Source organism: Paraburkholderia sp. SIMBA_053 (genome assembly GCF_046534895.1).
In the GTDB taxonomy this organism is placed as follows: Bacteria; Pseudomonadota; Gammaproteobacteria; order Burkholderiales; family Burkholderiaceae; genus Paraburkholderia; species Paraburkholderia caledonica.
In genome coordinates this window covers 359,007-382,004 of sequence record NZ_JAWRXU010000003.1, presented here as the reverse complement: position 1 = coordinate 382,004, position 22,998 = coordinate 359,007, and the positions used below count along the sequence as shown (strand labels likewise).

Sequence of the window (22,998 nt, the reverse complement as noted above, 5' to 3'; positions counted from 1 at the left end):
GGGCCGCGCCAGGAGAACAAAAGTGAAGAAGATCGTTCCGTTCGTCGTTGCCGCCGCACTCGGCGTGGGGCTTGCCGCCACCGCGCAGGCACACGTCTCTGTCGGTATCGGTATCGGGGTACCGGTCGCGCCGGCTTATCCTGTCTATGCCGCGCCCGTCTATGCCCCGCCGGCGCCGGTGTACTATTCGCCGCCGCCTCCCGTCGTCTATGCGCCGCCGCCTGTGGTCTATGGGCCGCCGCCCGTCGTAGTGGGTGGGTATTACGCTTATGGTCGACCCTATTATCGCCATGGCTACTACGGTGGTGGTTATGGCCACGGTTACTATCGGCGCTAATTCTGCCTGACCCACGAGTTGTGATCGACACCTGCCTGGTTGACGTCTGGCTGTGGGCGGGCAGACAGTCTTAACGGCGTAACGCCGGCTTGATCGCCGCGTTACGCCGTTTTGCTTTTACGGCATTGGTGAGTTGTTGCCGACGTTTCAAAGCGTCCGCGAAGCTGGGAGAATGGCTGTTTCGCCACCGCTCTGGAGAACTCCGCCAATGCAGCCGATGCACCCACTTCCCGCTCCCACGTTCGACGACGTGCTCGACGCCGCAGGGCGACTCGAGGGCGTCGCGCACCGCACGCCAGTTCTGACCTCGAGTACGTTCAACGAGCGCACCGGAGCGTCGGTATTCTTCAAATGCGAGAACTTTCAGCGAATGGGCGCGTTCAAGTTTCGCGGCGCCTATAACGCGATCTCGCATTTCGACGCGGAGCAGCGCAAGGCCGGCGTGCTGACCTATTCGTCCGGCAACCATGCGCAGGCTATTGCGCTGTCGGCGCGCCTCGCCGGCATCCGCGCGACGATCATCATGCCGCACGACGCGCCCGCAGCCAAAGTGGCCGCCACCAAGGGCTATGGCGGCGAGGTAATCACCTACGACCGCTATAAGGAGAACCGCGAGGAGATCGGCCGACGGCTCGCCGAGGAGCGCGGCATGACGCTGATTCCGCCATACGATCATCCCCATGTGATCGCGGGGCAGGGTACGGCGGTAAAGGAATTGATCGACGAAACGGGGCCGCTCGACATGCTATTCGTGTGTCTGGGCGGTGGCGGGCTGATTGGCGGCAGCGCGTTGTCGGCGGCGGCCTTGAGCCCGGACTGCACGGTAATCGGCGTGGAGCCGCAAGCAGGCAACGACGGTCAGCAATCTCTTGCGCGCGGCGAGATCGTGCATATCGACACGCCGCGCACCATCGCCGATGGCGCGGCCTCGACGCATCTGGGCGACTACACCTTCGCGATCATTCGCAAGCTGGTTGCGCGGATCGAAACCGTCACCGACGAACAGTTGATCGACACCATGCGGTTTTTCGCCCAACGCATGAAAATCGTCGTTGAGCCGACCGGCTGCCTCGCGGCGGCGGCCGTGCTCAACGGCGTGGTGCCAGTGAAGGGCAAGCGTGTGGGCGTGGTGGTGAGCGGCGGTAACGTCGATCTCGAGAAGCTCGCGCAGTACCTGGCCTGATTGTCTTCCGGCGCGAAGCCGGCTTGACGTGTAGGAAGACGGCCCGCCCCAGGTTCATAGGGCGGGCCGTTGCATGTCAGCTCGCCGCTTGTGCGACTGGCGAGCGCTCTGCCGTTTGCAGAATCAGATCGCGGTAACCGTTCACGATCACGCTGTATGAGAAGTAGGCGAACAGCAGCGCGGACAACACATGGCACGCGCGTAGCAAACCAGTGCCGGCTCGCTTGCGGCCGTGGCTGCCGAGGCCGCAGATGAACACCGTCCAGCACAAGCCGCCAAGAAAGAAACCGCCGAGAAATGCGGGCGCGGTTTTGGCGCTCGTCGCGCCGGCTTTGGCGATCAGCGCGCCCCCGACTGCGGCAAACCACAGAATCGCCGAGGGTGACGACACCGCCAGCAACACCCCGCGCAGGAAGCCGCGCCACGCAGACAGATGCGGCGAACTGGCGTCCGCCTCGCCGGCGACAGGAGGTGCCGACGCCGGAAACATCGCTTCGCGCGCCATCTTCCAGGTAAGAAACAGCAGGATCAGCGCGCCGCCAATCCACACGACCCAGCGCACCGACTCGAACTGCAGCAGCGCAGCCATGCCCGCTAGCGCAAGCGCCGCATAAATCAGATCGCCGACGCACGACCCAAGGCCGAGCCAGAAGCCCGGTTTGAATCCGTGAGACAGCGCGAGCGAAATCATCGCGACGTTCACGAGGCCGATGTCGAGACACAACGACAAAGACAGGAAGAACCCGTCCGACATCATCGAGAAGGCATGCATGCCTGCGAATGCTCCATCTGTTTGTTATGCGGCGGCGCGCTCGGTGCGCTCGACGCGCTCACAGTCCCAGTTCGTTCCACAAACTGTCGATTCGCTGCTTCACCGCCGCGTTCATTTCGATAGGCCGGCCCCATTCGCGATCGGTCTCGCCAGGCCATTTATTGGTCGCGTCGAGTCCCATCTTCGAACCTAGGCCCGCGACCGGCGACGCGAAGTCGAGATAGTCGATCGGCGTGCGATCGACGAGCACCGTATCGCGTGTCGGGTCCACGCGCGTGGTGATCGCCCAGATCACTTCTTTCCAGTCGCGAATGTTGACGTCTTCGTCCACGACGACAATGAACTTCGTATACATGAACTGCCGCAGGAAGCTCCAGACGCCGAACATCACGCGCTTGGCGTGACCCGGGTAGCTCTTCTTCATCTGCACGATCGCCATGCGGTAGCTGCATCCTTCTGGCGGCAGATAGAAATCGGTAATCTCGCTGAACTGCTTCTGCAGAAGCGGCACGAACACTTCGTTGAGCGCGACGCCGAGCACGGCGGGCTCGTCGGGCGGTTTGCCGGTGTACGTGGAATGGTAGATCGCGTCGCGGCGCATCGTGATGCGCTCGACAGTGAATACGGGGAACCACTCCTGTTCGTTGTAGTAGCCGGTATGGTCGCCATACGGACCCTCCAGCGCGTGCTCATAGGCGGCCGAGGCGCCCTTGACCGGCCGCGGCGGCGCGCCGGCCGGAGCGGGCGAGGGCGCACCTTCCTGCGGATAGATAAAGCCTTCGAGCACGATTTCCGCGCGCGCGGGTACCTGCAGACCGTCGACGCCGGGCGTAATGCATTTAGCCAGCTCCGTCCGAGCACCGCGCAGCAAGCCTGCGAACTGGTATTCGGACAGCGTGTCCGGCACTGGCGTCACCGCGCCGAGAATGGTTGCCGGATCCGCACCCAGCACGACCGCTACCGGATACGGCTGGCCGGGGTTCTTCAACGCGAACTCGCGGAAGTCGAGCGCGCCCCCGCGATGTGCGAGCCAGCGCATGATCAGCTTCTTGCGTCCGATTAACTGCTGGCGATAGATGCCGAGATTTTGTCGGCTCTTGTTCGGGCCTTTTGTGACGGTCAGGCCCCACGTGATCAGCGGGCCGGCGTCCCCCGGCCAGCAAGTCTGGATAGGCAGCTTTTCCAGGTCGACGTCGTTACCCTCCCACACGATTTCCTGGCAAGGTGGCGCGCTCACAGTTCGTGGCGCCATGTCCCACACCGCCTTCGCAAGCGAGAACAGTTTGCCCGCGTCCTTCAGCCCTTTTGGCGGCTCCGGTTCCTTCAACGCAGAGAGCAGCCGGCCGACGTCGCGCAGAGAGTCGAGCGCGGCGCCGTCGCCTTCGCCGGCTTCAGCGTCGATGCCCATACCGAGCGCTACCCGGCGCGGCGTACCGAACAGGTTGCCAAGCACCGGGAACGCATGCGCCTGCTGGTTCTCAAACAGCAGAGCCGGCCCCCCGGCGCGCAGCACGCGGTCGCACAGTTCAGTCATTTCCAGTACAGGCGATACCTTTTGCGGGATACGGCGCAGTTCTCCAATCGTCTCGAGACGGCCGATGAAGTCACGCAGGTCTTTGTATTTCATCTGATGCGGTTGTGTGCCGCGAGCGGCGATAGAGGAAGCGCGACTGCGGAGGAGGCGCTGGAACGATTGTCGATTTTACCTGCGTTGGCTAGCGCACGTAGATCGGCCGAACGTCATAGGGCGAGCGGCAATCGCCAAAATGCCGAAAAACCGCTCCGTACGGCCCTTTGAGCGGTCGGAACCCTTGTCGTTATTACAATTAGTTATACCTTCGCGAGTTTATAGTGTTGACGATCTATAAAACCGTGCCCTAGAATCCGTCCACGTTGGTTGCAGGGCGTGAACCTTTTACCACTGCCCCCGGTCCCATTAGACGCAACGCGTCACCGCTTACCGAAGCCCTGCACGGTATTCGTCGGTCTTATCGATGTCCTTGCCAGCGCCAACTGACGCTGGTTTTTCGCGTGGGAGCCACCGCCCGCATGTTTTCGGCATGCCGCGGACCGCTTTTCAGGAAGGCTCCCCACAAACGGTATTTGCCGTTTTCCCGACGTCGCTGCTGCCCTAACCAGACAGAGCGCGCGATGTCTTGACTCTGCGAATGTGTGGTACCGCCTGTTTTTCCGGTGGGGTTCGCGGATCATGCAACATGGGAGATCTGAATGAACGCCTGGTTATCGTGGCGTCCCGACGAACGTATCGCGCAAGTCGTGCGCGGTGCAGTCCGTCGCGGTACGCAACTGAGTCATCACCTGTTCAGCATTGTCGGCGGCATTGCCGTGGTGCTGGCAATCGCGCTGTGGCTGATGCCCACGTGGCGCGGCACCCTCGCGGCGAAGCTGATGCCGGTCCTTTCCGCGGCTGTGCAAGCTGGCCCCGCGCGCCTGCTGCAAGGCAACCCCCTGCCTGCTTTCGGGCCGCCGGGGCGTACTTCGTCGGACGAAACGCTGTCCGCGAACTCGAACCCAAACAGCGCTGACGCAGCAAGCGTCGGCAATAACGCGGGCGTGAGCGTCAGCAACACCAGTTATGACGGCGCGTTCGACGGTTCCGGCTCCGCCGGCATGGGGATCGCGGCGCTCAACGGCCTCGATCCGCGCACGATGCAAAGCGTTTCGGCGTTGGCGCGGCTGATTCCGGCGCAACGCGTGTCCGCCGATGCGCGCGACGATCGCGTGTTGATTTCGTCGCGTGAGCAGGCTCTCGTAGCGTCGTACCTGGCTCGTCGCTACCGCGTCGCCCAGGAGCCTGTCGGCGAGCTGGTCAAGGCTGCGTTCGACACCGGTCGCGAAGTCGGTCTCGACCCGCTCCTGTTGCTGTCGGTCATGGCGATCGAATCGGGCTTCAACCCGTACGCCGAGAGCGGCGTGGGCGCCCAGGGCCTGATGCAGGTGATGTCCAAGGTTCATTCGGACAAGTTCCAGTATTTTGGCGGCGAGAGCGCTGCGCTTGAGCCGGTCGCGAACATCAAGGTCGGCGCGCTGGTTCTGAAGGATTGCATCGCGCGCGGCGGTTCGCTGCCGGGCGGACTGCGGCTGTATGTCGGCTCGACGTCGCAGGACGACGGCGGCTACGGCGCCAAGGTGATGGCAGAACGCGCGCGTCTGCGTGACGTGGCCCGCGGCCGCAAGGTGCCGATCAACGCGCCGCAGGCGCCGGTTATCACGGCATCGAATAATGCGTCGTCGTCATCCTCGTCGTCGTCCGCTGCTGCGAACAACAGCAACGGCAAGCGGGTGCAGGTCACGCTGGAAGGAAGCCATCCGTTGAGCGCCGCTGCGCCGGGCAAGACGCCGGTCTCGGAACAGGACGACGCCAGCACGAGTGCTCCCAAACACGTGGCGTCTGCCGCGGAACTGGGCGCCTGAATTGCTCGCAAAGCCAGCCTCATGCTGATCGCCTGACACGAACGCGAACGGCAAGAAAAAGGACACCCTCGGGTGTCCTTTTTTTGCTTTTGGGGAGGTCGCGCGGCCGAAAGACAAACAGATAGCAGCGCCCGGGGCCGGCCGTGCCTGGCTGCAGGGCACCTCTCGCTAGGCACGAGACGCTCGTCAGGCCCGGCTGCCTTGCGCTTCTACTACCGTTGGCCGAAAAGCCGCGCCAGGCGTTCCACCGCCTCTTCCAGCTTCTCGTAGGCGGTTGCGTACGACAGCCGGATATATTGTTTTGGCGCGTGGCTGCCGAAGTCCATTCCTGGCACGAGCACGACACCTGCCTCGTGCAGCATCGCTTTCGTGAGCGCCGAACTGTCGCCTGCGGCAGGGTGAGCGACGCTCCGGCAGTCGGCGTAGACGTAGAACGCGCCGTCGGGCATGACAGGCACTGTGAAGCCCAATGATTCGAGCGCCGGCGCGATGAAGTCACGCCGACGTTTGAACTCGAGACGGCGTGCCTCGTACGTTGCGATGGTTTGCGGTTCGAAGCACGCGAGCGCCGCGTGCTGGGCGAGCGCTGACGCGCAGATGAAGAGATTCTGCGCCAGTTTCTCGAATGCGCTCACCATGCCCGGCGGGACCACCAGCCAGCCAAGGCGCCAGCCCGTCATGTTGAAGTACTTCGAAAAGCTGTTGACCGTGATGACGTCGTCGCCATAGGACAGCGCTGACACGGGTTTAGCGTCGTAGCTCAAGCCTTGGTAAATCTCGTCGACGATCGTGAAGCCCCCACGCGCTCGCACCGCTTTGACAATGCGTTCCAGTTCCGCCGGCTCGATCGACGTGCCGGTCGGGTTGGACGGCGACGCGAGCAGTACGCCACGCGTGCGCTCGTTCCAGAGCCGCTCGACGTCGGCGGCAGTCAGTTGGAAGCGTTCGGCAGGGCCGCTTGGCACCATCACCGGCTTGCCTTCGGCGGCGATCACGAAATGGCGGTTGCACGGGTAGCAGGGGTCCGGCATCAACACTTCGTCGTCGCGATCTACCAGTGCCGCGCACGCCAGCAGCAATGCGGCCGACGCGCCTGCGGTCACCACGATCCGGGCGGGATCCACTTTGACGCCGTAGACCTCTGCGTAGTGCGCCGAAATTGCTTCGCGCAGTGCGTGCAGGCCAAGTGCGCTGGTGTATTGCGTGACGCCGCGGCGCAGTGCGTTCGCTGCTGCCTCGATGACCGGTTCGGGGGCGGTGAAATCGGGCTCGCCGATTCCCATGTGAATGATGTCGCGTCCGTCGCGCTCAAGAAGCGCAGCCTCTTTTGCCAGCTCCATCACGTAGAACGGCTGGATGGAATCGACGCGTGCGGCGAGCCGCATAAGAGGTTCGGTCACGGAGTTCATACGGTCAAATCCAGTTCAAATGCGAAAGCGCGACCGCCATTCGCGCGGTTCTCGCGCGCGGCAGCGTTGTGACAAGCGATGCATTTCGTTGTGTCGGCGTCGCGTACATTTGCGACGGTTTTGCCGCCGTGTTGCGCGAGCCGACCACACGCATGCCTAGCCCTTCTTGCGAGCGGCTTCGATTTCGGCGACGCGCAGCTTGGCCGCCAGCTTGTCGAGCACGCCATTCACGTACTTGTAGCCGTCGGCGCCGCCAAAGGTCTTGGCCAGTTCAACCGCTTCGTTGATCACCACGCGATAAGGAATATCGAGGTGATTCTTCAGTTCAAACGCGGCGACGAGCAGCACGGCGCGTTCGACCGGCGAAAGCTGCTCGATCGGACGGTCCAGGCAAGGCGCGATATCGGCGGACAGCGCCTGCGAATCGCGGATCACGCCGTGCAGAACGGCGTCCAGATGCTCATGGTCCGCTTTGTCGAAGCCCTGCGCGCCGCGCAGTTGCGCGTCGATCTCACCGCCGGGCGAACCCGACAGCAGCCACTGATAAAGCCCCTGCGTGGCCAGTTCGCGGGAGCGTCGGCGTGCGCTCTTCATGCCTCTTCCTCTTCTTCGTCTTCTTCTTCGTCGCCACCGAGTTGTTCCAGCGCGACCGCGAGGTTCGCCATTTCGACCGCCACGCGTGCCGCGTCGCGACCTTTCTCGGTCATGCGAGCGACGGCTTGTTCGTCGTTCTCAGTGGTCAGCACCGCGTTTGCAACAGGAATGCCGAAGTCGAGGCCGATACGCGTGATGCCCGCGCCGCTTTCGTTCGACACCAGTTCGAAGTGGTACGTTTCACCGCGGATCACCGCGCCGAGCGCGATCAGCGCGTCGAACTGCGCGCTCTCAGCGAGCTTTTGAAGCGCCAGCGGGATTTCCAGTGCGCCCGGCACGGTGACGAGCAGCACGTCTTCGCCGGTCACGCCGAGGCGTTCGAGTTCTTCGATGCACGAGTCGGCAAGGCCATTGCAGACGGGTTCGTTAAAACGCGCCTGGACGATGCCGATGCGCAGTCCGTCGCCGTCGAGGTTCGGTTGATATTGTCCGATTTCCATGTGAATTCCGTAGTGTTTTTGGGTGAGCGCGAGGCGCGTGAATGACCGGATCAGCGTTATTGCGGAGGCTGCGCGGCACTGCCTGGCATGGGTATGAAGCCTGTGACTTCGAGGCCGTAACCCGACATGCTGCCCAGCTTGCGCGGATTCGACAGCACCTGCATCTTGCCGACGCCCAGCTCGCGCAAAATCTGCGCGCCGATGCCGTAGGTCTTGAAGTCGACGGGCCGGCGCTTGAGCGCGTCTGCTTTTTCTTTCGAATCGAACGCCTTGAAGACGTCGATCAGATGTTCCTTCGAGTCGCCGCAATTGAGCAGCACGATCACGCCGACTTCGCGCGAGGCGATCTCTTTCATGGCTGCGTCGAGCGTCCACGAATGAGTGGATTCGCCGACTTCGAGCAGGTCGAGCACCGACAGCGGCTCGTGCACGCGCACCGGCGTGTCGTGCTCGGGGTTCGGCGTGCCGCGCACGAGGGCAATGTGCGGCTGGCCGCTTGGCTGATCGAGATACATGACCGCGCGGAAAGCGCCGTGCGCCGTCTGCATGGTGCGCTCGCAAATACGCTCGACGATCGATTCGGTGCGGCTGCGATAGTGGATCAGATCCGCGATCGTGCCGACCTTCAGATCGTGCTCTTTTGCGAACTCCATCAGGTCGGGCAGGCGCGCCATGGTGCCGTCGTCGTTGATGACTTCGCAGATCACTGCAGCCGGCGTAAGGCCTGCCAGCGCGGTGAAGTCGCAGCCTGCCTCCGTGTGGCCGGCGCGCACGAGTACGCCGCCCGGCTGGGCCATGATCGGGAACACGTGGCCCGGCTGCACGATGTGCTCCGCCTTCGCGTCCGGTGCGACTGCCGCGGCGATCGTGCGGGCGCGGTCGGCGGCCGAAATGCCGGTCGTCACGCCCTCCGCCGCCTCGATGCTGACGGTGAACGCGGTTCCATACTGCGTGCCGTTGCGGTACGTCATGAGCGGCAGGTTGAGCAGCTTGCAGCGTTCCTGCGTGAGCGTGAGACAGATCAGGCCCCGGCCGTAGCGCGCCATGAAGTTGATCGCTTCCGGCGTCACGAATTCGGCGGCGAGCACAAGATCGCCCTCGTTTTCGCGATCTTCTTCGTCGACGAGGATCACCATCCGGCCGGCTTTGAGTTCGGCGATGATCTCTGTAGTGGAGGCGAGCGTCATGTTGGCGAGTTTTTCGGGAAAGCGCGTATTTTACGCCACGCGCGGTCCCAAGTCGCCTCCGCCGGACGGCATATGCCGTTTGGCCGACTGGCGCTGCGTCACCGGCCGTTGATATGCTCGGCAGAACGATAGACGCATGGACTGATGAAAAGCGGCAAGGCGCCGCATGCGTGGGCGCCCGGGGGCAGCAGCTGCCTTGTAGCTGGTGTTGCTGTCGGCGTTGTTGCTGGTGTTTTCGCCGACTACTTCGGTGCGTTGAGCATGCGCTCCACGTAGCGAGCGATCAGATCGATTTCCAGGTTCACCGGCGTTCCTTCGCGCAGATGCTTGAGCGCGGTGACTTGCACCGTGTGCGGAATCAGATTGATCGAAAACTCGCAACCGTCGTCACGATCTTTAACCGAGTTGACGGTCAGACTCACTCCGTTGACAGTGATAGAGCCCTTGTACGCCAGATAGCGGCCGATCTCGCGCGACGCCAGCACGCGTAGTTCGTGCGATTCGCCTACCGGCGCAAAGTGGGTGACCGTGCCCAGGCCGTCCACGTGACCCGAGACGATATGGCCGCCCAGCCGGTCGTGCGCGCGCAGTGCCTTCTCCAGGTTGACTTCGCCCACTTCGCCAAGCCCCGCGGTGCGATTCAGGCTTTCGCGCGACACGTCCACTTCGAACGAATGGTCGGTCTTCGCGACCACGGTCATGCAGGCGCCCTGAATGGTGATGCTGTCGCCGAGTTGCACGTCGGCGAGATCGAGGCCGCCGGCTTGCACGTTCAGGCGCACGCCCGCGTCGCCGTTCGTGCCGAGAGGCTTGACTGACTCGATGCGGCCCACTGCCGCGACGATTCCTGTGAACATCGTACTAATCCTCAAAACGAAACGGGTTGGGACGCGGTGTCGGTTCCGGCTGCGGTTACGCCCGCCGGCACGAGGCGCGCGAGAATCCGAAGATCTTCGCCGATCCGCTCGACGTTATGAAAAGCCAGCTTGACGCGTCCTTCAAGTGTTTCAGGCGCGCTCAGGTTGAACATGCTCATCGAGTCGATGCCGAGCAGGCTAGGCGCGAGATAGACGAGTAGTTCGTCCACGCAACCTTCGCGCAGCAGCGAGCCGTTCAGCTTGTAGCCGGCTTCAACGTGTAGTTCGTTGACCTGGCGCTCGCCCAGCACTTTCAGCATGGCCGGAAGGTCCACCTTGCCGGCCGCGTTGGCCAGCTGAACGATCTCGGCGCCACGCTCGCGTAGTGCTTGCGCTCGGTCGCTATGCCGTTGATCGAGATTGCCGCAAAAAATCAGCGTGGGCGCCCCGGCCAGGATCTGCGCCTGTGGCGACACTTCCAGCTGACTGTCGATCAATACGCGTTGCGGCTGACGCGGCGTGTCGACAGCGCGCACGGTCATGCGCGGATCGTCTTCCCTGACTGTGCCGATGCCGGTAAGTACCGCCGACGCGCGGGCGCGCCATGCATGTCCGTCGGCCCGGGCGGCCTCGCCGGTAATCCATTGGCTGACGCCGGAGGGAAGGCCGGTGCGGCCGTCGAGCGAGGCTGCTACTTTCATGCGAACCCACGGCCGGCCGCGTGTCATGCGCGACACGAAGCCAATGTTCAACTCGTGCGCCTCATTGGCGAGCAACCCGCAGCGTACTTCGATCCCGGCGTCACGCAGCACCGCGAGACCGCGTCCGGACACCTGCGGATTGGGGTCTTCCATCGCGGCCACCACGCGCGCGACTTGCGCTTCGATCAGCGCGTTCGCGCACGGCGGCGTGCGTCCAAAGTGGCTGCACGGTTCGAGCGTTACGTAAGCGGTGGCGCCGCGCAGATCGTGACCGCGCGAACGCGCGTCTTTCATCGCGCGGATTTCCGCGTGGTCCTGGCCGGCCGGCTGCGTGAAGCCTTCGCCGATCACTTCGCCGTTCTTGACGAGCACGCAACCCACGCGCGGGTTCGGGTCGGTCGTGTACATGCCGCGCTTGGCCAACGCAAGCGCGCGTTCCATATGGACGAAGTCGGTTTGCGAAAACATCGGTGTGTGGTTAGGTCCGGTGGCAGGGTGGCGACGGTTTCGGGACGCTCGGTCGCTCAGGCGCTCAGCGACGCGAACGCGCCACGGGCGGCATCCACAGTTGCGTCGACGATCGCGTCGTCGTGCGCAATCGAAACAAAGCCTGCTTCATATGCCGACGGTGCGAAGTAGACGCCCGCGTCGAGCATCTTGTGAAAGAACGCGTTAAAGCGCGGCACGTCGCTCCTGGTAACTTCGGCGAAGCTTGTCGGAATCGACTCGGTGAAGTACAGGCCGAACATGCCGCCGAGCGAGTCGGCCGCGAACGGTACGTTGGCTTCGCTGGCGACCTGGGCGAGACCTTTCGCAAGACGGGCAGTGCGCGCGGCGAGTGTTTCGTAAAAGCCCGGCGCCTGGATCAATTGCAGCGTCTTCAGCCCCGCGGCGACCGCGATGGGGTTGCCGGACAACGTGCCCGCCTGGTAGACGCCGCCGAGTGGCGCGAGGTGAGCCATGATGTCGCGCCGTCCGCCGAAGGCGGCCGCCGGCATGCCGCCGCCGATCACTTTGCCAAGACACGTCAGATCCGGCGTGATGCCGTAGACCTCTTGCGCGCCGCCAAGCGCTACGCGGAAACCGCACATGACTTCGTCGAAGATCAGCACCGAGCCGTATTCGGTGCACAGGCGTCGCAGTGCCTGCAAAAACTCGGGCGTGGCACGCACCAGATTCATGTTGCCCGCCACCGGCTCGACGATCACCGAGGCGATTTCGTTGCCGAAGGCTTTGAACGCCTCTTCGAGCGCGGCGACGTTGTTGTATTCCAGAACCGTGGTGTGCTTTGCGATGTCGACCGGCACGCCCGCCGATGTCGGATTGCCAAACGTCAGCAGGCCCGAACCGGCTTTCACGAGCAGGCTGTCGGCATGGCCGTGGTAGCAGCCTTCAAACTTGACGATGCGGCTGCGGTTCGCGAAGCCGCGCGCGAGACGCAGCGCGCTCATTGTCGCTTCGGTGCCGCTCGACACCATGCGCACCTGTTCGATCGACGGCACGAGCTTGCAGATTTCCTCGGCGATTTCGATTTCCGACTCGGTAGGTGCACCGAACGAAAAACCATTGGCCAGCACGCGCTGCACCGCTTCCAGAACTTCCGGGTGCACGTGCCCGAGAATCATGGGTCCCCAGGAGCCGATGTAGTCGATATAACGTTGGCCATCGGCGTCCCAGAAATAAGGACCCTGTGCGCGTTCGATGAAACGCGGCGTGCCGCCGACCGAGCGGAATGCGCGGACCGGCGAATTCACGCCGCCGGGAATGGTGCGTTGCGCGCGGTCGAAGAGGGTTTGATTGTTGGACATGACGATGCCTGGAATTGGGTTGCGCAGCGGCGCGGCTTGCCTGCAAGCGGTTCGTGCGACGCCGGGATAGATGAGAGAAATTGTACCGGAGTCGGTGTGAACAGGTTTTGCGGAGCCACGTGGCTTTCAGACGCATTCTCAGCGCCGCGGCGCGCGCTTCCTTGCGGGCGTCTTCACGGAGGCCTTCACAGGCGATGCGCCGGTGGGCGATTGCGCCGCATTCGCAGTCGCTTTGGTGGAGCGTGCCGGGCCAACCGGCGCGTCCAGTGGCGGCGGCTTGCGTTTGCCCGTGAGTTCAGCCCAGCGTTTTTCTAGCGCGCCTTCCGCGATCGGTTTGATTACCGTGCCTGAACTCTGCGCGTCCCAGGTCTGCACCGAAAATGGATGCACGCGCAACATGTCGCGAGGGATCACCACGCTTTCATGTGCATCGACGAGCCAGTCGTAGACGAAATCGATGCACAGGCGGTAGCCGCGCTTCGTGGCTGGGTCCGGGACCTCGTACGGTGCGCGTGTCACATAGCCCGAACCGAAAATTCCCTTTGGCTCCGTGGCGACACGATGCAGAAACACGCGGTCGCCGGGCAGAATGCCGCGGGCGAATCCACAACCCCACACGTCGGCTACGGCGACGCCCGCCGCAACGCGCTTGGCCACATCGGGCAGTTCTGGCCACGGCCATTTCTTGGGGCTCCAGATCAGCAGGAAGGCAGTCATCGCAACGTTGCACAGAAAGGTATGAGGGACGCGCGCCGCTGGCATATTCAGGCGACGCTGAACGGCCGAAACGGTTCACGCGGCAGCTTAACCGATCAGCGGCGCGCTTGCCCTGCAAGCCTGCAACGGCCTCATGCTGCGGCTCGCGCTCGCTGCTGGCGAAGTCGATGCCTTAACCGTCGCGTACAATCGATGCGACCAACTGCAGTCTTTTTGTACCCCCGCGCGCCGGTTTTCCGAGGACGCGCGCTTCACCTGGATTCCCATGTCTCACGTCACCGGACGCCGGCCAGATGGCCGGCTGATTCTGTTGCTCGGTGCGCTTGCCGCGTGCGGGCCGATTTCCATCGACATGTATTTGCCGAGCTTGCCGACCATCGCGCAGGCGTTCGCGATCGGAACGGGCGCCGCACAAACCACGTTGACCAGTTTTATGTTCGGCTTCTCGATCGGCATGCTGCTTTATGGGCCGCTGTCCGATACATATGGCCGGCGGCCTGTGCTGCTGGGCGGCATCATCATGTATGCGCTGGCGAGCATTGCGTGCACGCTGTCGTTCTCGATCGGCGCGCTGGTCACGTTCCGTTTCGTGCAGGCGCTCGGTGCGGGCGCGGCATCGGTGCTGGCTCGCGCCATTGCCCGCGACGCTTATGGTCCGACCGACGCTGCGCGCGTGTTGTCCTTGCTCGCCATCGTCACGTCGATCGGACCATTGCTCGCGCCGTTGATCGGCGGACAGTTGCTGCTGCTTGGCGGCTGGCGCGTCGTCTTCATTGCGTTGACGCTGTTCGGCATGGTGTGCGCGATAACCGCGTTTCTCAAAGTGCCGGAAACCTGGCCGCGCGAAAAGCGTGCGCATTCGGCGCTATTCAAATCGTTCGCCGCATATGGCCGGCTGTTACGCGATCCGGTTGCCTGGGGGCATATGCTGTGCGGCGGCATGGCATTCGCGTCGATGTTCGCGTACATCACGGCGACGCCGTTCGTCTATATCCAGTACTTCCACGTGTCGGCGCAGCATTATGGCTTTCTGTTCGCGCTGAACATCGTCGGGATCATGCTGGGCAACTTCATGAATACGCGGCTTGTCGGCAGGCTTGGGTCGTTGCCGATCATTTCGTTCGCCGCGAGCGTGAGCTGTATTGCGTCGTTGTTCGTCTGTCTTGTCTCGTTGACGGGTTGGGGCGGGCTGTGGTCGATCGTTGCCGGCCTGTTCTTTGTCGTTGGCGTGGTGGGTTTGCTGTCCGCCAATTGCACGACGGATCTGATGCATCGCTATCCGGTGAATGCGGGTGCGGCCGCTGCCGTGTTCGGCGCGGTGCAACTGGCGCTCGGCGCGCTGTCGAGCCTCGCGGTCGGACTCTGGCAGGACGGCTCGCCGAAAGGCATGGGCGTGGTGGTGGGCGTCGCAGGGTCGCTGTGCTACGTCGGCCGTATCCTGGTCGTCAGATGGCACGGGACGAAGGCGCCGGTGGCTGTCGTCTAAGGACGGTGTGATGGAGATGCGGAATAAAGGCGGCGGAGCAGGGATGCCGTAAAGAGAGCGCCCCGGGTTCCTGCGCCTGGTGCGTACACGCATTTCCGGTGCACGGAGCGCTTCTACCGGAAAACACCAGGTGTTGCGCGCACGCGACCTTGTCTTTGAATTGGCATTGCTATGATGGGATCACTGTTCCTCGGAGCGGCAATCATGGCGATCAGAGATTTGATGAACGGCGAGCGGCAACATGCTGCTTTCGCCGAAGCGCGGAAGCTGGCCGACAGCGGCGCCTATCACGATTACACGGACATCGAATACGTTTTGCGCTTTGATTACGGCTTGACCGATGTGTCCACGCTGCTCGACAGCCAGTTGATGCATCGCGATCTGAACCGGCGTTGCGCCGACGCACGCGAGAAGCTCGACGCGGTTAGTGTGTGACGCGGGGTGGGGGCGTTGTTTGTCGTCGTGCTGTCTTTATGGCGCGTACGGGCAATCGCACACCTGTTCCGCAAGTTCGTACGGCTTCAAGGTTGAAGCCAGGCGGCGGCGCGGGTGTAGTGTGCGGGGCGAGTACAAACAAAAACGGGCCTTGCGGCCCGTGGATGTGTACAGAGATCTGGCGGAGGCGGTGAGATTCGAACTCACGGAAGGATCACTCCTTCGCCGGTTTTCAAGACCGGTGCCTTAAACCGCTCGGCCACACCTCCAAGCCGCAAATTGTAACCTGAAAAAACCTCGCTGCGGCGCTCTCTTGATCCGCATTCACTGCGGATCTTTCAGAAACAACGCCTGTAGATCGTTGAGGAACGCTTGTCCAAGCGGCGTAGGCGCAATCCTTTCGTGGTCTCGCGTAATCAGTTTGCGGCGCTCCGCCTCCTGCAAAGCAGGCTCGATAGAGGTCATCGACAAACCCGTGCGTTCGATGAACCGATGCACCGGAAAGCCTTCCACCAGTCGCAGCGCATTCAGCATGAACTCGAACGGCAGGTCGCGCGGTCCGACTTCGTGTTCTTCCTGCACCGCCGCGCCGGCCTTGGCGTGCTCGATGAACGTGGTCGGATGCTTGTAGCGCGCCTGACGCAACACACGATTCGGAAACGACAGCTTCGTGTGCGCGCCGGCGCCAATGCCAAGGTAGTCGCCGAAACGCCAGTAGTTCAGGTTGTGCTTGCTCTGCCGATGCGGCCTGGCATACGCGGACACTTCGTAGCGCTCATATCCCGCCGCCGACGTGCGCTCGTGAATCCAGTCGTGCATGTCGGCGGACGCGTCGTCGTCCGGCAGCGCAGGCGGGAATTTCGCAAACAGCGTGTTCGGCTCGAGCGTCAGGTGATACAGCGAGAGATGCGGCGGCGCGAACGACAACGCAGTCTCGACATCGGCCTGACACTCGGCAAGCGTCTGCTGCGGCAGCGCGAACATCAGGTCCAGATTGAAATTGTCGAACGTGGTGGCGGCCACTTCCACGGCATGGCGCGCTTGCGTCGAATCGTGAATCCGGCCGAGCGCCTTCAGATGCGCCTCGTTGAAACTCTGTATGCCCACCGACAACCGGTTCACGCCGCTCGCGCGAAACTGCGCGAACTTCGCCGCCTCGAACGTGCCGGGATTGGCCTCGAGAGTGATCTCCGCATCGGCGTCGAGCGGCAAGAGGGCTCGCACGTCCGACAGCATGCGGTCGAGTCCGGCCGCTGACAGCAAGCTCGGCGTACCGCCGCCGATGAACACCGTATGCACCTGCCGTCCCCACACGAGCGGCAACGCCATCTCCAGGTCGGCACGCAATGCGTCGAGATACTCGTTTTCGGGGAAGCTATCGCCTTTCCATTCATGCGAGTTGAAATCGCAGTACGGACACTTGCGCACGCACCACGGAAAATGCACGTACAACGAGAGCGGCGGCAGCGACGTCAGACGGATGCTGCCCGGCGACGTAAATGCTTTGATCACGCCGTTTCCGACATCGGCGGGCGTCGGCTTGATCGGAATCACACTTCCTCCGTCAAACGCGCAAGCAGTTGGCGCAACGCAATCGCGCGATGACTGCTGGCGTTTTTCAGCGCCGGCTCGAGTTCCGCGGCGCTCGCGTTGAGCGACGGCAAAAAGAAGTACGGGTCGTAACCGAAGCCGTTCGCGCCGCGCGGCGCTTCCAGAATCTCGCCATGCCAGCGGCCTTCGGCGATCAGCGGCTCGGGATCGTCGGCGTGACGCACCAGTGCCAGCACGCAGTAGTAGTACGCGCGGCGATCGCTCTCGCCTTGTAGCGCGGAGACGAGCCGCGCGTTGTTTGCCGCGTCGCTCTTTTCGCCGCCGGCCAGTTGCGCGTAACGCGCCGAATAGACGCCCGGCGCGCCGCGCAGCGAGCGCACGCAAAGACCGGAGTCGTCGGCGAGGGCAGGCAGCCCGGTGAGCTTCGCCGCATGCCGTGCCTTGGTCAGCGCGTTTTCGACGAACGTGGGATGCGGTTCTTCCGCTTCCGGCACGCCCAGTTCGCCTTGCGCAATCAACTCGATGCCGGCCGCGCCGAGCAGAGCGGCGAACTCGCGCAGCTTGCCGGCGTTATTCGACGCCAGCACGACCTTGTTCAACGGCGATCCCGATCGAGGCGCGCCATTGCCTTCACGAACTTCACTCACCTCGGTACTCCAATGCTTCTTTCTGTTTCGCGATCAGCGTGGCGATGCCGTCGCTCGCGAGATCCAATAGCGCGTTCATTTCATCGCGCGAAAAAGGCACGCCTTCTGCGGTGCCCTGAATTTCGACGAAGCCGCCCGCGCCCGTCATGACCACGTTCATGTCGGTGTCGCATTGCGAATCTTCGTCGTAATCGAGATCGAGCACCGGCACGCCGTCGTACACGCCGACTGAAATCGCCGCAACGTAGTCTGTGATCGGCGAACTCTCGATGCGCCCCGCAGCCAGCAGTTTGTTCACCGCGTCATGCGCGGCGACAAAAGCGCCGGTGATGCTCGCGGTGCGTGTGCCGCCGTCGGCCTGGATCACGTCGCAGTCGATATGCAGCGTGCGCGCGCCAAGCATCTCCAGATCGAACACCGAGCGCAGCGCGCGGCCGATCAGACGCTGGATTTCCTGGGTGCGCCCGGTCTGCTTGCCGCGCGCAGCCTCGCGGTCGCTGCGCGAATGCGTGGCGCGCGGCAACATGCCGTATTCGGCAGTGAGCCAGCCCTGGCCGCGATCGCGCAGGAACGACGGCACGGTCTCCGCGATGCTCGCCGTGCAGATCACCTTGGTGTCGCCGAATTCGACCAGCACCGAACCCTCCGCGTGCTTCGTATAGTGGCGCGTGATGCGCACGTCGCGCAGCTGATTGGCGAGACGGCCGCTAGGGCGTTGAGTGGTGTCGGTCATGTCGATTGGGTCGGGAAGGAAGCGGGAGGGGAAAGCACGATTTTACAGCCGATCCGCGCAGGGATGCGCCCCGTCGGCGCGCCGCGTCGGCCGGGGCTCTCCAAGGGGTCCCATCGCCAAAAATGGGATAATGCCGTTTCCCCGCCTCGCGTCTCGTACACGCCGGGCGATTCGACTCTTCGGCCAGCGTCTCACGCATGGCCACCATCGCGAGAAATACGATGATCTACAGCATGACTGGCTATGCGAGCGCGACACGCGAACTCGTCGCGGCCTCCGGCACGGGCGGCGTGAGCGTGTCGGTCGAACTGCGCACGGTGAACTCGCGCTTTCTCGACCTGAACTTCCGTATGCCCGAGGACGTGCGCGTGTGCGAACCCACACTGCGCGAAATGCTGATGAACAAGCTGTCGCGCGGCAAGGTGGATATTCGTATCAATCTGCAGCGTAGCGAACAGACGGCAAACGCCGGTTCGATCAATCATGACGCGCTGACGCAGCTTGCGTTGCTGGAGCGCACCGTGCTGGCGACGTTTCCGGAAGCGGGCCGTCTGCGCTCGGGCGAAATTCTGCGCTGGCCCGGCGTGCTCGCCGAGACGGGCGTGGCGCCGGACGTGCTGCGCGACGCAGTGCTCGCATGCGGCAAGCAGGCCATTACGGATCTGATCGACGTACGCGCCCGCGAAGGCGCACAACTGGCCACGATGCTGCTCGCCAACGTCACCGAGATGGAAGCGATCGTCACGAAGATCACGCCGCTCGTGCCGGAACTGATCACGAAGCATCAGCAGAAGATCGTCGAGCGACTGCAGGAAGCGCTCGGCATTGCCGCGCCCGAAACGGCGGCGACCACCGTGTCGCGGGAAGAGATCAACGAGCGGATTCGCCAGGAAGTGACGATGTACGGTATCCGCATCGACATCGCCGAAGAACTGTCGCGGCTCACGGCTCACCTGAACGAAACGCGTCACGTGATCCAGAAGGGCGGCAAGGTCGGCAAGCGGCTCGACTTCATGATGCAGGAACTCAATCGCGAAGCGAATACGCTCGGCTCGAAGGCGGCGGCGAAGGAACTGGCGGATTCGTCGATGACCCTGAAGCTGCTCATCGAACAGATGCGCGAGCAGGTACAGAATCTGGAATAAGGCTGGAGCATCACAACATGACCGATCACCACACACGCGAAAGCGGCGCACCGCGCAACCCGTATGCCGGAGCGTATCCGGGCAACCTGTTCATGGTCGTCGCGCCGTCGGGCGCCGGCAAGTCGACGCTCGTGAACGCGCTGCTTGCCGGCGACGACGCGATTCGTCTCTCAATCTCGTACACGACGCGCCCGCCGCGCCTGAAAGAGCAGGACGGCGAGCATTACCACTTCACGTCCGTCGACGATTTCATGCGGCGTCACGACGAGGGCGAGTTTCTGGAAAGCGCCGAAGTGCACGGCAACTACTACGGCACCTCGCGCGTGTGGATCGAGGAGCAGATGAAGAGCGGCCATGACGTGCTGCTCGAAATCGACTGGCAGGGCGCGCAACAGGTGAAGAAGCAGTTTCACAACGCAGTGGAAATTTTTATCCTGCCGCCGTCGCTCGAAGCGCTCGAAGAGCGTCTGAAAAAGCGCGGTCAGGACGAGCCGAATGTGATTACGCGCCGGCTTCTCGCTGCAGGCAGCGAGATGGCGCACGCGGCCGAAGCGGAGTATGTGGTGATCAACGAGAACTTCGATCGCGCGCTCGGCGAACTGCAGTGTCTCGTGGCTGCTACGCGTTCGCGCTTCGCCTCGCAATACGCGCGTCATACGCAGCTTTTCGTGCAGCTCGGCATTCACCTTCCGCACCCCTGAGCGCGGCGGCGATTCGAGCACATAAGGTAGAATAAGCAACATACTGAGAAGGAACTCAACATGGCCCGCATTACCGTCGAAGACTGTCTCAAACAGATCCCGAATCGTTTCGAACTCGCGCTCGCTGCAACGTATCGCGCGCGTCAGCTCGCTCAAGGCCACACGCCGAAAATCGAAAGCCGTGACAAGCCCACGGTCGTCGCGCTGCGCGAAATCGCGGCCGGCCAGGTCGGCGTCGAAATGCTGAAGAAGGTGCCGGTTTAAGGCGAACTGTTTCTGTTTTCGGTTGGCAAGCATTTTTGCCATAGTTTTTGCGTCACCTGATTGCATCAACGTGCAGACCGGCGTCAACTCTCAACCGCTACGGAGGCGACCATGAGTACTACCCCGCCCACCGCCACGGAAGCGGAGCATGACGCCGACTCGCCCTCGTCTGCACGCAAGTACATCGACGCGGTCCTCGAACAGTCGTTTCGCCATCTGTTCGGGCCGACCGCCACGCCGGAGCAGCCGCGCCGGCATGACGTCGTATCGATTGCCAAGCTGACGTCCGCGTTGTCCGGCTATTTGCAGCCGGAAGAGATCAAAGACGTCAAGGCGGCCTTCCATTTCAGCGACGAAGCCCACCTCGGCCAGTATCGCCAGAGCGGCGAGCCCTACATCACGCACCCGGTTGCCGTTGCGGAAATCTGCGCCGGCTGGAATCTCGACGGCCAGGCAATCATGGCCGCGTTGCTCCATGACGTGATGGAAGACCAGGGCGTGACCAAGGCCGAGCTCGCCGAGCGTTTTGGCGCAAAGGTTGCAGAACTGGTCGACGGTTTGTCGAAGCTCGACAAGATGGAGTTTCGCAATCGCGAGGAAGCGCAGGCGGAAAACTTCCGCAAGATGCTGCTCGCCATGGCGCGCGACGTCCGCGTAATTCTCGTGAAGCTGGCCGACCGGCTGCACAACATGCGCACGCTCGGCGCGGTGCCGCCCGAAAAGCGTCGTCGCGTGGCGCGCGAAACGCTGGACATCTACGCGCCGATTGCGCACCGGCTCGGCTTGAACAATACGTATCGCGAGCTACAGGACCTGAGCTTCGCGAACTTCAATCCGCATAGGTATGCCACGCTCGAGAAAGCCGTGAAGGCGGCGCGCGGCAACCGGCGGGAAGTGGTCGGCAAGATTCTGGAATCGGTGCAGCGCGCAATCGCCGACGCGAAGATCGACGCGGAAGTGACCGGTCGCGAGAAAACCATTTTCAGCATCTACAAGAAGATGCGCGACAAGCAGTTGTCGTTCTCGCAAGTGCTGGACGTGTACGGCTTTCGTGTGGTGGTGGACAGCGCGCTCGAGTGCTACACCTGCATCGGCGCATTGCATGCTCTCTACAAGCCGGTGCCGGGCAAGTTCAAGGACTACATCGCGATCCCGAAGGTCAACGGCTATCAGTCGTTGCACACTACGCTCGTCGGTCCGTTCGGCGCGCCGATCGAGTTCCAGGTGCGTACCCGCAAGATGCACGAGATCGCCGAAGCCGGCGTGGCGGCGCACTGGCTGTACAAGAACGGCAGTGCGGATCTGAACGATGTGCAAAAGCGCGCGCATCAGTGGCTGAAGTCGCTGCTGGACATTCAGAGCGAAGCCGGCGACTCGAGCGAATTCCTCGAGCACGTAAAGATCGACTTGTTCCCGGACGCGGTCTACGTCTTTACGCCGAAGTCGAAAATCATGGCGCTGCCGCGCGGGGCCACGGCGCTCGACTTCGCGTATTCGATCCACAGCGACCTGGGCAACCAGTGCGTCGCGGTCAAGATCAATAATGAATTGCTGCCGCTGCGCACCGAGTTGAAGAGCGGCGATATTGTCGAAGTCATCACGGCGCCGTATTCGAAACCGAATCCGGCGTGGCTGGGTTTCGTGCGCACCGGCAAGGCCCGTTCCGCGATCCGCCATTATCTGAAAACGATGCGGCTGAACGAATCGGTTCAGCTTGGCGAGCGTCTCGTCGATCAGGCTTTGAAGGGCTACGGCCTGGCGCTGTCGGACGTGACGCCCGAAGCGTGGGAAAAGCTCGTGCAGTGGACGGGCAACAAAAATGGCCAGGAAATTTTCGCGGACATCGGTCTCGGCCGACGCGTCGCGGCGGTCATGGCGAAGCGTATCGAAGTGTTGATGAGCGGCCGCGATGCCGACGACGACGGTTCGCGCTCCGAGTCCGGTTCCACGCCGCATGCGCCGCCGGTCGTGATCACCGGCACCGAGGGCATGTCGGTGCAACTGTCCGCATGCTGCCGTCCGATTCCGGGCGACGACATCATGGGCTATATCGGCATTGGCCTCGGCATGGCCATTCACACTACCGACTGCCGCGTTGCACAGCGAATCCACCGGCGCGATCCCGGCCGCTGGATCGACGTGGCGTGGGCGCCGCAACCGGGGCGTCTGTTCGACGTCGCAATCAAGGTGCTGGTCAAGAACACGAAGGGCGTGTTCGCCCGCGTGGCCGCAGACATTACTTCTGCAGACGCGAACATCGTGCATATCGCGATGGACGAAGACCTGTCGCAGGAATCCACGATCTTGCGCTTCGTGATTCAGGTCAGCGATCGCGTTCATCTGGCCAACGTCATGCGCCGCGTGCGTACAAATCTCGACGTAATGCGCATCGCGCGTGAGCGGCCGAGCGACGACGGCCATCACCGGCATGACGGCGGCATGCGAATCGACCGCGAGCGGGCCGATTACTGAGCTTTGCCGCTCACTGGGCGGAGAAGTGCCGTTTCTTTCTGCCGGAACGCCGGCGCCGCTAGCG

Annotated in this window: 22 protein-coding genes and 1 tRNA gene; 9 read left to right on the top strand and 14 right to left on the bottom strand. The window is 62.9% G+C overall.

Features of this window, described 5'->3' with window-relative positions:
• The first annotated feature begins 22 nt into the window (after positions 1-22).
• Together SB753_RS13770 and SB753_RS13765 are read left to right on the top strand one after the other, a co-directional pair.
• Entirely contained in the window at positions 23-337 is a 315-nt protein-coding gene (locus SB753_RS13770; protein WP_410800426.1) for a hypothetical protein, read from the top strand.
• Positions 338-554: 217 nt separating this feature from the next.
• Positions 555-1,520 carry a threo-3-hydroxy-L-aspartate ammonia-lyase gene (locus tag SB753_RS13765; protein ID WP_410800425.1) on the top strand — a complete coding sequence of 322 codons (966 nt, stop codon included), beginning with the start codon at positions 555-557 and terminating at the stop codon, positions 1,518-1,520.
• Between the two features lie 76 nt (positions 1,521-1,596).
• Here SB753_RS13765 and SB753_RS13760 read toward each other — a convergent pair whose 3' ends face one another.
• Positions 1,597-2,292 (bottom strand): LysE family translocator, encoded by a 696-nt coding sequence (locus SB753_RS13760; RefSeq protein ID WP_410800424.1) that lies wholly within the window; start codon positions 2,290-2,292, stop codon positions 1,597-1,599.
• 58 nt (positions 2,293-2,350) lie between these two features.
• A complete protein-coding gene (locus SB753_RS13755; RefSeq protein ID WP_410800423.1) occupies positions 2,351-3,919 on the bottom strand; it encodes a UbiD family decarboxylase in 1,569 nt (522 codons plus the stop codon).
• A gap of 602 nt (positions 3,920-4,521) precedes the next feature.
• On the opposite strand from SB753_RS13755, the gene SB753_RS13750 reads away from it, so the two are divergent.
• A complete protein-coding gene (locus SB753_RS13750; RefSeq protein ID WP_088175258.1) occupies positions 4,522-5,727 on the top strand; it encodes a lytic transglycosylase domain-containing protein in 1,206 nt (401 codons plus the stop codon).
• 212 nt (positions 5,728-5,939) lie between these two features.
• Here the strand turns inward: SB753_RS13750 and SB753_RS13745 are convergent, their stop codons facing one another.
• From SB753_RS13745 to SB753_RS13710, 8 genes are all read right to left on the bottom strand, one after another.
• A complete protein-coding gene (locus SB753_RS13745; protein ID WP_310067798.1) occupies positions 5,940-7,136 on the bottom strand; it encodes a pyridoxal phosphate-dependent aminotransferase in 1,197 nt (398 codons plus the stop codon).
• Between the two features lie 156 nt (positions 7,137-7,292).
• Positions 7,293-7,730 carry a transcription antitermination factor NusB gene (gene nusB / locus SB753_RS13740; protein WP_087752851.1) on the bottom strand — a complete coding sequence of 146 codons (438 nt, stop codon included), beginning with the start codon at positions 7,728-7,730 and terminating at the stop codon, positions 7,293-7,295.
• A complete protein-coding gene (gene ribH / locus SB753_RS13735; protein ID WP_020069066.1) occupies positions 7,727-8,230 on the bottom strand; it encodes a 6,7-dimethyl-8-ribityllumazine synthase in 504 nt (167 codons plus the stop codon). Before ribH ends, nusB begins: the two co-directional genes overlap by 4 nt.
• 56 nt (positions 8,231-8,286) lie before the next feature.
• On the bottom strand, positions 8,287-9,417 hold the full coding sequence (gene ribBA / locus SB753_RS13730) for a bifunctional 3,4-dihydroxy-2-butanone-4-phosphate synthase/GTP cyclohydrolase II (RefSeq protein ID WP_088175261.1): 1,131 nt from the start codon (positions 9,415-9,417) through the stop codon (positions 8,287-8,289).
• A 242-nt stretch (positions 9,418-9,659) separates the two neighbouring features.
• Positions 9,660-10,274, bottom strand: a complete 615-nt coding sequence (locus SB753_RS13725; RefSeq protein WP_410800422.1) for a riboflavin synthase — start codon at positions 10,272-10,274, stop codon at positions 9,660-9,662.
• 11 nt (positions 10,275-10,285) lie between these two features.
• Complete coding sequence (gene ribD, locus SB753_RS13720; protein ID WP_087752848.1) at positions 10,286-11,443, bottom strand: bifunctional diaminohydroxyphosphoribosylaminopyrimidine deaminase/5-amino-6-(5-phosphoribosylamino)uracil reductase RibD; 1,158 nt, start codon at positions 11,441-11,443, stop codon at positions 10,286-10,288.
• Positions 11,444-11,499: 56 nt separating this feature from the next.
• Positions 11,500-12,783, bottom strand: coding sequence for a glutamate-1-semialdehyde 2,1-aminomutase (hemL, locus tag SB753_RS13715; RefSeq protein ID WP_410800421.1), 1,284 nt, complete (start codon positions 12,781-12,783; stop codon positions 11,500-11,502).
• Positions 12,784-12,921: 138 nt separating this feature from the next.
• Positions 12,922-13,500 (bottom strand): hypothetical protein, encoded by a 579-nt coding sequence (locus SB753_RS13710; RefSeq protein WP_410800420.1) that lies wholly within the window; start codon positions 13,498-13,500, stop codon positions 12,922-12,924.
• A gap of 265 nt (positions 13,501-13,765) precedes the next feature.
• Between SB753_RS13710 and SB753_RS13705 the strand changes: the two genes are divergently transcribed.
• Both SB753_RS13705 and SB753_RS13700 read left to right on the top strand, forming a co-directional pair.
• Entirely contained in the window at positions 13,766-14,986 is a 1,221-nt protein-coding gene (locus SB753_RS13705; RefSeq protein WP_408130938.1) for a Bcr/CflA family multidrug efflux MFS transporter, read from the top strand.
• 204 nt (positions 14,987-15,190) lie between these two features.
• Complete coding sequence (locus SB753_RS13700; RefSeq protein WP_020069058.1) at positions 15,191-15,421, top strand: hypothetical protein; 231 nt, start codon at positions 15,191-15,193, stop codon at positions 15,419-15,421.
• A 179-nt stretch (positions 15,422-15,600) separates the two neighbouring features.
• On the opposite strand, the gene SB753_RS13695 is transcribed toward SB753_RS13700, so the two are convergent.
• The 4 genes from SB753_RS13695 to rph all read right to left on the bottom strand — a co-directional run bounded on the left by SB753_RS13695 (position 15,601) and on the right by rph (position 18,352).
• Positions 15,601-15,690, bottom strand: a tRNA-Ser gene (locus SB753_RS13695).
• A gap of 55 nt (positions 15,691-15,745) precedes the next feature.
• Positions 15,746-16,975 (bottom strand): radical SAM family heme chaperone HemW, encoded by a 1,230-nt coding sequence (gene hemW, locus SB753_RS13690; protein WP_410800419.1) that lies wholly within the window; start codon positions 16,973-16,975, stop codon positions 15,746-15,748.
• Entirely contained in the window at positions 16,972-17,619 is a 648-nt protein-coding gene (rdgB, locus tag SB753_RS13685; protein ID WP_410800418.1) for an RdgB/HAM1 family non-canonical purine NTP pyrophosphatase, read from the bottom strand. Before rdgB ends, hemW begins: the two co-directional genes overlap by 4 nt.
• Entirely contained in the window at positions 17,612-18,352 is a 741-nt protein-coding gene (gene rph, locus SB753_RS13680; RefSeq protein WP_410800417.1) for a ribonuclease PH, read from the bottom strand. The genes rdgB and rph overlap by 8 nt, the downstream gene beginning before the upstream one ends.
• 221 nt (positions 18,353-18,573) lie before the next feature.
• Here rph and SB753_RS13675 point away from each other — a divergent pair, with 221 nt between their 5' ends.
• The 4 genes from SB753_RS13675 to SB753_RS13660 all read left to right on the top strand — a co-directional run bounded on the left by SB753_RS13675 (position 18,574) and on the right by SB753_RS13660 (position 22,934).
• Positions 18,574-19,497: a YicC/YloC family endoribonuclease gene (locus SB753_RS13675; protein ID WP_027776353.1), complete on the top strand. Its 924-nt coding sequence runs from the start codon at positions 18,574-18,576 to the stop codon at positions 19,495-19,497.
• Positions 19,498-19,514: 17 nt separating this feature from the next.
• Positions 19,515-20,198 carry a guanylate kinase gene (gmk, locus tag SB753_RS13670; RefSeq protein WP_410800416.1) on the top strand — a complete coding sequence of 228 codons (684 nt, stop codon included), beginning with the start codon at positions 19,515-19,517 and terminating at the stop codon, positions 20,196-20,198.
• 60 nt (positions 20,199-20,258) lie between these two features.
• Positions 20,259-20,462 carry a DNA-directed RNA polymerase subunit omega gene (gene rpoZ / locus SB753_RS13665; protein WP_006025620.1) on the top strand — a complete coding sequence of 68 codons (204 nt, stop codon included), beginning with the start codon at positions 20,259-20,261 and terminating at the stop codon, positions 20,460-20,462.
• 111 nt (positions 20,463-20,573) lie between these two features.
• Entirely contained in the window at positions 20,574-22,934 is a 2,361-nt protein-coding gene (locus tag SB753_RS13660) for a RelA/SpoT family protein (RefSeq protein WP_020069049.1), read from the top strand.
• Positions 22,935-22,998: the final 64 nt, after the last annotated feature.

What these genes read in the sequence shown, in the direction of transcription:
- SB753_RS13755 (WP_410800423.1), bottom strand. Translation starts at nt 3,919, where the DNA reads ATGAAATACAAAGACCTGCGTGACTTCATCGGCCGTCTCGAGACGATT.
- hemL (WP_410800421.1), bottom strand. Translation starts at nt 12,783, where the DNA reads ATGTCCAACAATCAAACCCTCTTCGACCGCGCGCAACGCACCATTCCC.
- SB753_RS13700 (WP_020069058.1), top strand. Translation starts at nt 15,191, where the DNA reads ATGGCGATCAGAGATTTGATGAACGGCGAGCGGCAACATGCTGCTTTC.
- SB753_RS13710 (WP_410800420.1), bottom strand. Translation starts at nt 13,500, where the DNA reads ATGACTGCCTTCCTGCTGATCTGGAGCCCCAAGAAATGGCCGTGGCCA.
- rpoZ (WP_006025620.1), top strand. Translation starts at nt 20,259, where the DNA reads ATGGCCCGCATTACCGTCGAAGACTGTCTCAAACAGATCCCGAATCGT.
- SB753_RS13660 (WP_020069049.1), top strand. Translation starts at nt 20,574, where the DNA reads ATGAGTACTACCCCGCCCACCGCCACGGAAGCGGAGCATGACGCCGAC.
- rph (WP_410800417.1), bottom strand. Translation starts at nt 18,352, where the DNA reads ATGACCGACACCACTCAACGCCCTAGCGGCCGTCTCGCCAATCAGCTG.
- SB753_RS13750 (WP_088175258.1), top strand. Translation starts at nt 4,522, where the DNA reads ATGAACGCCTGGTTATCGTGGCGTCCCGACGAACGTATCGCGCAAGTC.
- nusB (WP_087752851.1), bottom strand. Translation starts at nt 7,730, where the DNA reads ATGAAGAGCGCACGCCGACGCTCCCGCGAACTGGCCACGCAGGGGCTT.
- SB753_RS13675 (WP_027776353.1), top strand. Translation starts at nt 18,574, where the DNA reads ATGATCTACAGCATGACTGGCTATGCGAGCGCGACACGCGAACTCGTC.
- SB753_RS13725 (WP_410800422.1), bottom strand. Translation starts at nt 10,274, where the DNA reads ATGTTCACAGGAATCGTCGCGGCAGTGGGCCGCATCGAGTCAGTCAAG.
- SB753_RS13745 (WP_310067798.1), bottom strand. Translation starts at nt 7,136, where the DNA reads ATGAACTCCGTGACCGAACCTCTTATGCGGCTCGCCGCACGCGTCGAT.
- gmk (WP_410800416.1), top strand. Translation starts at nt 19,515, where the DNA reads ATGACCGATCACCACACACGCGAAAGCGGCGCACCGCGCAACCCGTAT.
- SB753_RS13760 (WP_410800424.1), bottom strand. Translation starts at nt 2,292, where the DNA reads ATGCATGCCTTCTCGATGATGTCGGACGGGTTCTTCCTGTCTTTGTCG.
- ribBA (WP_088175261.1), bottom strand. Translation starts at nt 9,417, where the DNA reads ATGACGCTCGCCTCCACTACAGAGATCATCGCCGAACTCAAAGCCGGC.
- ribD (WP_087752848.1), bottom strand. Translation starts at nt 11,443, where the DNA reads ATGTTTTCGCAAACCGACTTCGTCCATATGGAACGCGCGCTTGCGTTG.
- ribH (WP_020069066.1), bottom strand. Translation starts at nt 8,230, where the DNA reads ATGGAAATCGGACAATATCAACCGAACCTCGACGGCGACGGACTGCGC.
- SB753_RS13765 (WP_410800425.1), top strand. Translation starts at nt 555, where the DNA reads ATGCACCCACTTCCCGCTCCCACGTTCGACGACGTGCTCGACGCCGCA.
- SB753_RS13705 (WP_408130938.1), top strand. Translation starts at nt 13,766, where the DNA reads ATGTCTCACGTCACCGGACGCCGGCCAGATGGCCGGCTGATTCTGTTG.